The organism is Enterobacter cloacae complex sp. FDA-CDC-AR_0132 (assembly GCF_003010695.1).
In the GTDB taxonomy this organism is placed as follows: Bacteria; Pseudomonadota; Gammaproteobacteria; order Enterobacterales; family Enterobacteriaceae; genus Enterobacter; species Enterobacter ludwigii.
On the sequence record NZ_CP027618.1, the window covers coordinates 4,442,441 to 4,454,452 of the forward strand.

Here is a 12,012-nt window from a genome sequence, read left to right on the forward strand (position 1 = left end):
TTTATCAGGTTTACAAGGCGACAACCCTCACGGATCCACCCACCCCAGCGCATTCGGCGCATACTGGTAAAGGTTTATCCCCCCCGCCAGCCCTATCGGGACCTGCTGCTCGCTTTCACGCAGCAGCTTGCCCCAGGCGCTGTTCACCGCTTCCCAGCGCACCTGCCCTTCGCTATCCGTCATCCGCTCCGGCGTGCCGTTCGGCTGACAGTGGAACCAGAAGATTTCCGGTGCTTCCACGCCATCAATACGCGCCAGCGGATCGTAGCTGTCCTGACCGCTATAGACACAGGTCAGCGGCACGTCCCCGTGCACTTCCTGCAGCAGGCGGAACCCTTCCCAGACAAACCGGGTGCTGACCGGCTTGCCGGTTGGCTGTCCGCCCAGCATCTGGCGTCGCGTTTTGCTGATGCGTCGTCCGAGCGGATCGTAGCGGTAGTGCCAGCGGGTCTGGCCGTTATCTTTCTCTATGGTGCGGCCGTGAACGTCATAGCGCCAGCGAATGCCGTTCAGCTGCGTCAGGAGGTTGTGCGTAACCTTCGCAGCAGAGCCTTCCAGCGGGTTACCGGTAGCATCCCAGCGCCACTGCTCCTGTCCGGGCAGCGTGCCGTCCTGAACAAGCAAACCACCGGGCGCTGTCGTACTGCCAGCGGTACCAGCTAAACGGGTTATCGTCACGCTCTTCCCGTACCAGGTTATTACGGTAATCGTAATCCAAGCGGCGAGACCAGCGGCGCGGCGACGGACGCTGCGCATTGACAGTGAATTCATCCCGGCGATGCAGTCGACCAAGATGGTCATACTCGCTGCGGGTTGTAAGCAGTCCCCGGGGGCGGCGATTCTCAAGGTGGAGTCGTTCGTCGCGGGTATACTGACAATTTATTGAGGGAAAGGGTAAGCGAGGCGCAAAAAACAAGCAAGATACATGCAAAAGGAAAAAAATGATATTGTCAAAAATGGCTACGTGATGAACTAATTATTTAACATTTGTTTTTTGAATCAAAAAATCCACACCAAGGCGTGGATTTTCATTCAGAGATAAACTCCCTCTTCTAATGAGTTTTCAATAAACGTTGCTTTTGTAAAGGAAATTAGAACATCTGAACCTTGCTTTTTAAATTTAACTTTGTAACTACCAGGTTCTAAAATAATAAACTCACCAGAAATAGCATCTGAGTCATCAGGCTCAAGATCTCCGCCCGTGACATCCTCCCCCGCCCCAATGAAAACCTTTCCAGAAGGTACGTTTAAAAATAGTGCTCCAACATACTCGTCAACATTATTTTTTATATGAATTTTATAGGTGCCATCCTCTCCAAGATTGAGAAATAATACATTCCCTTTATTTATTTCTTCAATTTCAACTTCTGGAAGACTCCACCAATCTGCATCATTATCAATTCTATGTTTTAATGACATCAAATCATAAATAACTAATGTGGCAGTATCCGTCTGGACATGAATGGATTTATTCATTTTACCCCCTATTGAAATATTATTTCTCTGATGGCATCCCCAGCTGAAATCCCGCCTTTCTACCTGTATTTTCCAGGAACTACCGACACTTTTATTAATTGTTTCATTCAGCATTTATACTCTTTATACAGGCGAATCTTCAACAATTAAATTAACAGATGATCAGCGTTTTACTTACTTAGATCAGGAGCTGAGCCGAACATCTTTTCAAAGCACGCAGAAACAGCTTGCCTTATCATTTTTTTAAGGGCATTTGATCTTAATACGCAGGCCCAGTTCGAGTTAACGTGTTACGCTTCATATCAAAGGAATAAAACCAATCATACCAGCCATTCTGTTGTACTGCATAACTACAGACGACGACCACTTCCTTTGAAAGATTAAATGTTAAGTAGTAGAAAATAGCGTCTTCAGGAGGTGCAGACGACAACAGCTTTTCGCCCCGAGCATTGAAAATTGTCAAAACGGTTGGTAATGGCTTTGGTTCGCTTAACGCAAAGACTAATTGGCGTGTTGAATCTATCATTGCACAGTCTAAAAATGGCAAAGTAATCAGTGTGTTACTTTCATCATGCGTCCATTCAAGCAGATCATTTTCTTTAATACAATTAAGATTTTCAATCATAGGTAAACCTAAAATTTCATTGTTTGATCTGTTTCAAGTCACCTTCAAAAAACCCCACAAGAGATACACGGTACCGGGCTGGCTGAACTTCTTTATACGTAAAAACAGTTGAAAAGTCTTTTAAATAGTTTTGACATGTGTTTTTCGAAACATACAATTGGCTTTCATCATAGCTATATTTATTATCTTCACTAAGATACTTCACACCTCTCATTTTCTTAACAAGAAACCATTTTACCTCTTCGGTGAGCGAGTCAAAACCATATGAATTTACTATGGAATATAGTAGTACACCTTCGCATTCAGGGCATGCTAGTTCCTTTCCATACTCTATGAAATCATTGTCAATGCCATCTAGGACTAATAACTTCTTTTTCAGTCGATTTGTTATTTTCATTTTATCTAAATCTTTAACTCCATTAATAGACAGGTTAGGTGATAAGCAAATGGGGGGGGTTATTAATTGAAACTTCATTTAGTCAAACATTCCATTCAATATAAATTCCACAGTCGAAGCTTTTTTCATTAGACTGTACAACAATTCTTCCCCATTCATGTTCCCATTGAATTCCATATGGTGGATTGTTAATTTCAAGCTTAGGGTTTGAGGTTATTTCATTCTCAACCTATTTTTCGTTTGAATACTAATTGGTCCTAAAAGGTAGTTACTATTTCTGAGAAATAACAAACTCATGACCAAAGATGGTAATTGTTAATTAAAGGGAAAAATACGTTGCATTTTTAGTTTTTAACTAGAACTTTATGGCTTGCTACAGAATTTCATAAAAATAGACTTCACAGCAGCAGAATTAAATAAGTCGCAAACTTATTAATTATTCTTTAAGGGAGTCTCTCTTCTGTTACCAATCCATCAAGAAAGTTGGAAAATGAATTTGTCAGATATCTTTGAAGTTTTATATGATTCTCTTGCATAGTCAAATCTTCATCAAAAGAATCTGTGGCAAAATATACAATTGAATAATTATCTAAATTCAGACAAAAGAAATTCCCTCCCCAATCATTTGCGAAAGGAAGCAGGTTCCTAGGAATCACTTCCCTATCCAACATGCTAATATAGCAACCGTCAATTAAAGACCTAGGATCATGATTTGTCTGAGTATTATAAACAAACGGTTTAAATCCTGCTACCTCTACTGGCTCAAAACCTTCATCACCGTCCCACCAACTTTTCTCAGGAATGCCACCATTAAATTGCAGATAATGTAATACGAAATCATCCGAAAGGGTAATAGATAATTTACTTTCCGTTTTATAAATATCTGCACGTCCAATCTTTTTTTCACATTTTTTGAAGTTATTCATCAGATTATAACGTAGTAATTACACTCCGTAAGCAATTATATGGAACATATTTATTCAAGCCACCTTTAAAAGGTAAATAACGATGTATTCATGTTCTTTTGCGCAAAAAAAATTCAAGGTATTTTCTAGGTCTATCCTGAAACGCACGCTCTTTGCCGTAGTTATAAGCATCGTTAAAATATTTATACGCTTCCTCAAATTGATTCAACTCATAACAGACCATGCCGAGATCGATTAAGGGTGCAGTGTCTATATCCGATCCACATGTCCGTAATGTCGTCTCTCCCCATTTCTTTGCCTCAGCATAATCCGTCAGATCAAAATATGCGCTGTATATGCATGCACAGATCCAGTTGGCAATTTCCCATTCAAGCTTCGGCTCAGGAAGAGCTTGCCAGGCTTTGTGGTATTGCTCTAACGCCTCAGTATATTTTTTATCATCATGAAAATCATTTCCTTTTTCTATAAAAGATGTAACTCTTTTTTCATCAAATTTATCGTAACCGATTTTCATGTATTTATTGATGGTGAATCGCAAAGAAACCTCCTAACCAATATAAAAGCTGACATGAGCCATAAATAATTTTTGAAGAAATAAGCTCTCTAAAAAATGTTATTTTTAATATTAAAAAATAAAAACTTAACCAAAAAAGAATTGCTTAAACCCTTTTGGCCTCAACATCCTTTAGTTTGCTTTTAAGCATAAAATCGATATCTTTCAGAAAATCCTCTCTGAAATTAAAATCATCATCTGTACCATCACCATCATATTTACTTTGCTCTATCTCAATGGCAGAACAAAAAACATCCAAAAAGTCAGCTAAGGAACCGGAAATGATAAAGTTTCGTTTTTGAATACTACCATAAACAGGGGATGTTATATTTCGGGTGTCACAAAAAAGAACGTCTCCATTTCTTTCAGCAAAGATTATATACTCATCGTGCCAGGCCGTATCATTTTGAACTCGCCAGCCTGATAATATTTCATTGAGATCTTGGGACTCAACAATTTGTATAAAGAAAGTACCATAAAATGTTGGGTGGTCATTTAAAATCAAATGACTATAAAAAATCGAATTTCGCCATTTAAATTTACAGGGAGAGAACTTTTATTTTCTTCTGCTGTAAAGTCTATCTCCCCCATATTTAAATCATTCGTTTTGAATTTGATAACAAAGTCTTGAATAGTATTTTTTATATACATCATTCCTCTTTAAGAGTTAACATTATTGATTACTCGTAAAACTACTATGATCTATAGTTGAAAAATGGACTCATCATCCAAAGAACTTTTTCGCGCCATTAAAAAAGAAAAATAAAGAATCAGTAATGGCACGACACCATTCAATATTAAGGTAGTTTATTGCCCTTTCTCTTACGATTTGAGTCTATTTCGTAGAAATAATCCTCACAGAAAACGTCTAAAGCATTTTCCAGTCGAACAAGTTTCAAACCCCGGAAGCCTTTACTTTCTATAACTTCCTTAACCTCTTGTTTAATAATGATAAAACCACCTAATAATGTGTCGCTAAACGAAAGAATATCATATTCAAGCGCATCATCCTTTAATTCGATTTTAAAAGGTATGATATCTCCGAACTTATCATCTTCAAGAATAGATTTTTCTTCATCTATAACATCCCCGCCTGGAAAATATACATATTTAAAATCATTCCGAAGAACTTGACCATTCCCGATCGAAACTGGTGTTATATCTCGGTCAAAAAAAACATTGTGCTTATAATTTTCTAAAATTGAAAATAAAGACTTATCCATCAAGTGCCCAAAGTCTTTTTTATAATAGTCAAATTTCAAAGCCCCAACATTTTTATTGCACAACAAATAAATACGTTCTGGACATTCATCGTCTGTTATTCGATAAGGGTAGGAAAATGCAGAGCCTTCTATTTCCCAGTTTTCATCGATCTGTAATCTTTCATCAACCATGCCCTGTAAATTTCTTGGCATGAGTGATGATTCAAAGTCATTCATGATCACATAATAGGACATTAATTCATTCTCCTGCATTTTGTTGTGGGAACATGACCCATCCAAATTTTATTCTTCATATCAATCTGGATCCGCCTTATAGCTATCCTCGCCCCTTTAGCATCCAATCTCCCAGAATTATATCGTTGCTCAACACGAGCAATTCGCTGACGGACAATGTCACTATAGTTATGATGATTACTGCTATGGAAAACATCCATTCCTTTCCCTGCATCTTGTTTCATTGCTGTTGCGCTCCCTGGCACATGAATACCATTAAATGCAGAGTTCATGTCTTTACCGATGCCAATATTATTGAAGAATGATTGGTTCTCTTTCCACACCTCAACGGGTATAACATGGTGAGCAGAAAGTCGATCTCCAACTTTACCAGACATAGCTTTATCTAATATACCACTATTAGATAACCCCCACGGATCCACCCACCCCAGCGCATTAGGCGCATACTGGTAAAGGTTTATCCCCCCCGCCAGCCCTATCGGGTCCTGCTGCGTAAACCGCCCGCAGTCCGGGTCGTAATACCGGAAGAGATTGTAGTGCAGCCCCGTCTCACGGTCCAGGTATTGCCCCTGCATGCGCAGGTTCTGAGAATATCCTGATACCTGCGTCTCGCTTTCCCGTAGCAGCTTGCCCCAGGCGCTGTTCACCCCTTCCCAGCGCACCTGCCCTTCGATATCCGTCATCCGCTCCGGCGTACCGTTGGGCTGGCAGTGGAACCAGAAGATCTCCGGGGCATCAACGCCGTCAATACGCGCCAGCGGGTCGTAGCTGTCCTGGTCGCTGTAGACGTAGGTGAGCGGCACATCCCCGTGCACCTCCTGCAGCAGACGAAACCCTTCCCAGACAAACCGGGTGCTGACCGGCTTGCCGGTTGGCTGCCCGCCCAGCATCTGGCGGCGCGTTTTGCTGATGCGGCGACCGAGCGGATCGTAGCGGAAGCTGACCTGCGTCTGCGGCTTATTGCGGTCCCGGGGCTGGCTGATGACCTCCGTCAGGCGATGTTCGCCGTCGTAGCGGTAGTGCCAGCGGGTTTGTCCGTTATCCTTCTCCACGGTGCGGCCGTGGATGTCATAACGCCAGCGAATGCCGTTCAGCTGCGCCAGGCGGTTGTGTGTGACCTTCTCAGCAGTACCTTCGAGCGGGTTACCGGCAGCATCCCAGCGCCACTGTTCCTGGCCGGGCAGCGTGCCGTCCTGAATCAGCAGACGCCCGGCGCTGTCGTACTGCCAGCGGTACCAGCTGAACGGGTTATCGTCCCGCTCTTCCCGCACCAGGTTATTGCGGTAGTCATAATCCCAGCGGCGGGACCAGCGGCGCGGCGACGGACGTTGGGCATTGCCAGTGAATACATCCCGGCGATGCAGTCGACCAAGACGGTCGTACTCACTACGGGTGGTCAGCAGCCCCTGAGTGCGGCTGGTCTCCCGGTGGAGTTCATCGCGGGTAAAATCGGAGACCGACAGCTTATCGAGAGCAATGCTGAGCAGATGCCCGATGCCGTAGTAAAACTGCTTCAGCTCGCGGCCATCGGGCAGCGTGACGGAGGTGCGGTTGCCGAGAGCATCATACTCCCATGTCAGCTCACCGTGCTCGCCCACTTCACGCGTGACACGCCCCAGGGCGTCATACTCAAAGGCAAGTTCCTGTTCTGCCTCTGCACTCCAGGCGTCAACGGAAAGTGCCGGATGAAGTCCAATACGACTCAGCAAACCTGACGGTGTGTAGTGATAACGGGTCTGCCCTTCCGGCGTGGTGCGGGCAACCAGCTGGCCACTCGCGCTCCAGGCGAAGGCATGGGTGATGGCTTCCGGATGACCGGCGGCAAACGTGCGCGCTATCGTACGCCCGCAGGCGTCATAGCGATACTGTGAGGCCACGCCATCGAGCCCCACCTCTTCCAGCAGCAGCGAGTCGGGCCCCCAGCGGAACTGATAGGCTTCGCCATTTTCATTTTCCAGGGCAATCAGTCGCCCGCGGCTGTCCCAGCGGCGACGGACCTCTTCACCCTGAGTGTTACGCGTAGCGGTTAATCGTCCTGCCTCGTCGTATTTAAACTCACTTTCTTTGCCATCAGCGCCCGCATGCGTCACCGGCAGGCCGCGTTCGTTCCATGCAAGTGACTCTGTCCAGCCTTCCGGTCGATCGAGTTGCACCGGACGCCCTGCGGCATCGTAGCGATAGCGCGTCTCTTCTCCGTCAGCGCCGATCTCAGTCGTTAACCAGCCCAGCGGATGATAGGTATAGCGGGTTATTCGTCCTGAACAGTCTGTGGCACGAATGACCTGCCCGGCCTCGTTGTACTCCTGGTAACGACTGTTTCCCGCGGCATCAACTTCTTCAACGACCTGACCAAACTCGTCCCGGCGCAGCAGTGTTGTCTGCCCCATCGGGTCCACCACACGCTTCAGCCCGTGATGTTCGTCGTACCAGAAACGGGTCGCACTGCCGTCGGCTTCAATGATGGCTGACGGCAGCGCGCGGTGCTCCAGCCAGGTGGTGGTGCGGGTATTGCCGTCGACGTCGATTTCCTGCACCCGGTTGCCCATTTCGTCGTAGACGAAGGTGACGGCGTTCCCGAGGGGATCGACGCGACGGGTCAGAAGTTCGTTTTCATCCCACTCGTAGCACCAGTTTTCACCGCGCTCGTCAACGTAGCGGACAATCAGATTTTGCGCGTTCCAGTAGTGCTTACGCGTCTGGCCATCGTAGTGCTCGACAGTCGTCAGCCCGGCGGCTAAATCATAGTTAAAACGGCAGCCGTCGCCGGTGCTGGTGCGGTTTTCCACCACACGCCAGTGGTCGAATTTTTGCCAGCGGTATTCGCTCTCCAGCCCGCCCGGCAGGCGGTGCCAGACCATCAGGCCGTGGTCGTTATAGCGGTATTCGCGCGTCACTACGCCAGAGGCATCCGTCACGCTCGCCAGCTGGCCGCGCGCATCGTAACCCCACTGCATCAGTGGCCAGGTACGGTTGCCGTCAAAATGGCTGGCAGAGGTGGCACGCTGCGGGAAACGCTCATCTTCATAGCACAGGGTGACATCAATCGCCCGTGGCTCATCGTGAAGATTGACCAGCCTGCCGTGTTCATCCCACTCCGTCAGCAGCGCGTTACCGTATTCGTCGCTGAGGGAGGCCAGACGCAGGATGGTGGGATTCGCCCGGGTCGGTTTATACAGACGCCATACCGCGCCGTCATCGTCGGCAATCGCCACGTCGCCGCTCTCATTGCGGCGGATGATGATGCCTTCGCTGATGCTGTAAAACGCGCGATCGACGGGCGGCAGCTCAAAGCTTAGCTCACGGCCGGTTTCGTCGAACCAGGTCGCGTTGTTCTCTTCGAGCGTCAGATAGCTGTCAAAGGTTGTCGCCCACCCCAGACCAAACAGCCCTTCACGGGTGGTCAGGCTGTTGTAGCTGCGCTGCCAGCGCAGCGGGAAGCGCCCCGGCAGCGAAAAATCGAGTTCATCGTCATCATTCAGCACCTTCACGCCGGTTGCAGCATGTACCGGGTGCGAGGAGCCAAACACAGCATTAACGGCCATATCGGCCAGCATGCCACCGCCGGCTGCCGCCAGTGCACAGGGCATATTTTTCAGGATTTTACCCGGACGTCCGCGCAGCAGGGAGAGCGCGATCATCCCCAGCGCCAGACCCGGCGTTTTACCGCTCTTGATATCACGTACCGTGAGCGTGTCGCCGCCAATGATCACATTCGGGGACACATCATCAGAGACAGTGCCTTCACAGGTGGTGCGATCTTTTGCACGTACCGCGGGCTGCCCGTTAATGAAGACGCTTTTAGAGCCTTCCGCCAGATACTGCGGCCCGGAGTGCTTTTCGCACGCCACCTTGTCTTCTTCCAGCGGCGAGGTTCCCGCGGCGGCAGAAGCCACGCTCGGCTGCCACATCTCGCTGCCAAACTGTCCAGCGGCGGAAAGCAGCATACCCGCGTAATCGGCAAAGCTGCCCGGAGACTGTGGTTCAGGTGACGGTGTGTCGGCGGGCGTCAGCGTCCCGGCCGCTCGTGCAGCGGGAATCGCGTTCGTCAGAACGTTATCAGACCCGGTGGTAATTTTGCCCGCTGGTGACGGCGGGAACAGCGCGTTGCCTAAGCCTTCGGCGGCGTTGCTGATATCGTCAGTTATACCTGCCACGTTTGCCAGTACGCCGCCAATGATCCCACTTAACAGACAGCTGGATCCAATCGCCGCCACGCCCGCGGCGGCGGCACCCGCCCCCAGCAGCGGAGCAGCAACGGTTGCCGCCGCGCCCACGGCAGCGCCGATAACGGCATAGGCGGCACCTTCCGCCACAATGCTGGTGATGTCCGCAAAAATGCTGGAGTGAATAATCTCGTCGCCCTGACGGGCCGCGTTGTTATCGCTCATGCCTTACACATTCCGGTTGTCGTTTAGCGTCAGACTCTGCTTAAGCGCGCTCCAGCGCACCTCATCCTCTGCGGTGAATGCTCTGAGCGCCGAGAGGGTAAAAATCATCAACACCGGCTTGCCCGGCGTTTGTACGGCCAGCTGTTTTTGCCAAATGCGCTGTCCGTTACTGTCGAAGGTGGTCTCAACTTCAAGCCCGTTAATGTTTCCGTCAGGCCCGGCTTTAGCGTTGCGGAATTCGCTCTGGGCAATCTCGCCCATCTGAGGCCGCAGCACGTCCCACTGGCGGTGGAACTCTTGTTCGTAGTCGCTGCCGTCCGGGATACCGCCGCGGCTGACCACGACGGACAATCCGCTTTCGTCATCGCGAATAATATTCATACTGTTGTCCTGCCAGGCAGCAGGAAAAAGGGAAAACGAACCTTCCTGGAGGGTGTATTTCATAAGTGAACTCGGGATGATTAATATTGTGAGAAACAAAAGAGGCCAATCCACACTGGCCTTTTGGCTGGCGAATGCATTATTTAAGCCACTGACCTGACTGTTCAACTAACACATGGCTGCCTTTGCTCACGACCAATTTCACAGGTGAGTAAGTCACGGTGTAAGCGATCTCGCCATTCTTATAGGTAGAACCAATTATTTTACCTGCAGGATCGTGCAACGTTTTCCCCTTAAGGGAGATCGTACTATTATCACTTTTGCGCACGCCGAGATAATACATCTGGTCACATTCACTAGTAAAACGCCCGCATTTATTGACCAGAGAAATAGCGAACTTTTCAGTATTGAGTTTTCGGGTTTCAACTGTCTGAGCCGAAGCAGCTTTCTGTAACGTATAACGCTGCGGAGCATAATAATTTCCTTTTTGAGGAGGAGTAACTAAACGCCATTCCATTTCACTCCCCTTAATTTCCAGAACAGCCCGTCCGCCTATACCGCCAAACGATGAGTTGAACTCAACATTGGCACGATTGCCCGCGATCGTACCGCTAAGATTACGCTCATCATCTTCCGGGCAATCAATGCGGTTTCCTCTTTGAGAAATATAGCAATAAGATCCGGAGATACGGCCACCTGATTCAGCTAACCGCAGAGTTAACGTCGAGTCGTTCGCGTACCCGCCTGACCATACTCCGCCAAATGCGGGACCAGATTGGCTTATCGTTTCAAAATGCAGTGTGCCAAATCTTGCAGCCCATTTTTTAATATCGCCGTTAATATCCTGGCGATGTTCAGAAGACTGATAATGAATAACGTCAGACTCGGGTACGACCCAGGCAGCGTAGATTTTGCCATCTGGTTCGATAACCAAAGCAGAGGCGTTTTCCAGATAAAGATCTTTTAGCCAGCCTTCAATCAACAATCCTCCGTCAGCCGTGGAATGCGGTTCACCAAATACATCAAAATTGTTGATAAACGTCTGGTAATCGCTTCCCAGGGTCTTTCTGAGGAGGTCTGTCACTTCGCTATCGTTAACGATGCGACTGACCGTATTGAGCTTATTGTATTGTGATAACTCTAGCGCAGTTGCAGTTTCAGTTTCAGTTGCATCTGCCAAGAAAGCGGTGAGCAATACGGCTGCCAGATATTTCCTCTTCATAAATTACTCTGGATTTCCATTGTCGTAATTCATTGTTATCTTCACAATTTTACTGTCTTTGATCTCAAAAGAGAGGACCTTTTTACCCAACTCATAGGTAATCCATTGTTCTCCGGCATCCTTTGCGACCTGACCGTCACCGTATGCTGTGTTCAAGTCCGTTCTCGTTGAACCAACATGGACACCACGCGGCGTTGCGGCATCTGTAGCAGTCAGCGTGATCTGCGACACGATATAATCATCAACGCTTCGTTCCGCTTTATCCCACCAGAGATTGGAACTGAAAATGTCTAACCCAGACTTTTGATGCTGGAAGAATTTATAGTTAGCTCCGTCAAAAGGAACCTCACCGGTAAAACTGCCTTCCACTGGCACGTCAATTCTGCGCGCAACGTCAGGAGTCCATCTTTCACCCAATTCGACAGGCTGGCTTTTTATCTGCACAGAAAAATCGTGATTTGTCAGAACGGGCGGTATAACTTGAGCCAATACCGCACTGCTGCACAGACAGGTAAGCATCAGAACAAAAAAAAGATATGTCGGAGTCTGTTTTTTCACGTTAATCGTCATTTTCTCAATCTAAATTA

The 12,012-nt window shown here is 47.7% G+C and carries 11 protein-coding genes and 1 pseudogene; all 12 read right to left on the bottom strand.

Annotation, left to right across the window (positions count from 1 at the left end):
• Positions 1 to 30 precede the first annotated feature (30 nt).
• A pseudogene (locus AM379_RS21575) lies at positions 31 to 871 on the bottom strand (RHS repeat domain-containing protein); the annotation flags it as partial.
• A 161-nt stretch (positions 872 to 1,032) separates the two neighbouring features.
• On the bottom strand, positions 1,033 to 1,476 hold the full coding sequence (locus AM379_RS21580; RefSeq protein WP_032678375.1) for a DUF6386 family protein: 444 nt from the start codon (positions 1,474 to 1,476) through the stop codon (positions 1,033 to 1,035).
• Between the two features lie 259 nt (positions 1,477 to 1,735).
• Positions 1,736 to 2,101 (bottom strand): hypothetical protein, encoded by a 366-nt coding sequence (locus AM379_RS21585; RefSeq protein WP_072031448.1) that lies wholly within the window; start codon positions 2,099 to 2,101, stop codon positions 1,736 to 1,738.
• Positions 2,102 to 2,117: 16 nt separating this feature from the next.
• Positions 2,118 to 2,576 carry a hypothetical protein gene (locus AM379_RS21590; protein ID WP_236900309.1) on the bottom strand — a complete coding sequence of 153 codons (459 nt, stop codon included), beginning with the start codon at positions 2,574 to 2,576 and terminating at the stop codon, positions 2,118 to 2,120.
• 365 nt (positions 2,577 to 2,941) lie between these two features.
• Complete coding sequence (locus AM379_RS21595; protein WP_082209483.1) at positions 2,942 to 3,424, bottom strand: SMI1/KNR4 family protein; 483 nt, start codon at positions 3,422 to 3,424, stop codon at positions 2,942 to 2,944.
• Between the two features lie 88 nt (positions 3,425 to 3,512).
• A complete protein-coding gene (locus AM379_RS21600; protein ID WP_106504212.1) occupies positions 3,513 to 3,962 on the bottom strand; it encodes a hypothetical protein in 450 nt (149 codons plus the stop codon).
• A 121-nt stretch (positions 3,963 to 4,083) separates the two neighbouring features.
• Entirely contained in the window at positions 4,084 to 4,482 is a 399-nt protein-coding gene (locus AM379_RS21605) for a hypothetical protein (RefSeq protein WP_236900310.1), read from the bottom strand.
• Between the two features lie 292 nt (positions 4,483 to 4,774).
• Complete coding sequence (locus AM379_RS21610; protein ID WP_032678379.1) at positions 4,775 to 5,434, bottom strand: Imm43 family immunity protein; 660 nt, start codon at positions 5,432 to 5,434, stop codon at positions 4,775 to 4,777.
• Positions 5,434 to 9,822, bottom strand: coding sequence for an RHS repeat-associated core domain-containing protein (locus AM379_RS21615; RefSeq protein WP_106504213.1), 4,389 nt, complete (start codon positions 9,820 to 9,822; stop codon positions 5,434 to 5,436). Before AM379_RS21615 ends, AM379_RS21610 begins: the two co-directional genes overlap by 1 nt.
• 3 nt (positions 9,823 to 9,825) lie before the next feature.
• Positions 9,826 to 10,266, bottom strand: coding sequence for a DcrB-related protein (locus tag AM379_RS21620; protein WP_106504215.1), 441 nt, complete (start codon positions 10,264 to 10,266; stop codon positions 9,826 to 9,828).
• A 76-nt stretch (positions 10,267 to 10,342) separates the two neighbouring features.
• Positions 10,343 to 11,425, bottom strand: coding sequence for a hypothetical protein (locus AM379_RS21625; RefSeq protein WP_106504216.1), 1,083 nt, complete (start codon positions 11,423 to 11,425; stop codon positions 10,343 to 10,345).
• Positions 11,426 to 11,428: 3 nt separating this feature from the next.
• Positions 11,429 to 11,983, bottom strand: a complete 555-nt coding sequence (locus tag AM379_RS21630; protein ID WP_229216804.1) for a hypothetical protein — start codon at positions 11,981 to 11,983, stop codon at positions 11,429 to 11,431.
• Positions 11,984 to 12,012: the final 29 nt, after the last annotated feature.

What these genes read in the sequence shown, in the direction of transcription:
- AM379_RS21580 (WP_032678375.1), bottom strand. Translation starts at nt 1,476, where the DNA reads ATGAATAAATCCATTCATGTCCAGACGGATACTGCCACATTAGTTATT.
- AM379_RS21585 (WP_072031448.1), bottom strand. Translation starts at nt 2,101, where the DNA reads ATGATTGAAAATCTTAATTGTATTAAAGAAAATGATCTGCTTGAATGG.
- AM379_RS21590 (WP_236900309.1), bottom strand. Translation starts at nt 2,576, where the DNA reads ATGAAGTTTCAATTAATAACCCCCCCCATTTGCTTATCACCTAACCTG.
- AM379_RS21610 (WP_032678379.1), bottom strand. Translation starts at nt 5,434, where the DNA reads ATGTCCTATTATGTGATCATGAATGACTTTGAATCATCACTCATGCCA.
- AM379_RS21595 (WP_082209483.1), bottom strand. Translation starts at nt 3,424, where the DNA reads ATGAATAACTTCAAAAAATGTGAAAAAAAGATTGGACGTGCAGATATT.
- AM379_RS21615 (WP_106504213.1), bottom strand. Translation starts at nt 9,822, where the DNA reads ATGAGCGATAACAACGCGGCCCGTCAGGGCGACGAGATTATTCACTCC.
- AM379_RS21625 (WP_106504216.1), bottom strand. Translation starts at nt 11,425, where the DNA reads ATGAAGAGGAAATATCTGGCAGCCGTATTGCTCACCGCTTTCTTGGCA.
- AM379_RS21620 (WP_106504215.1), bottom strand. Translation starts at nt 10,266, where the DNA reads ATGAAATACACCCTCCAGGAAGGTTCGTTTTCCCTTTTTCCTGCTGCC.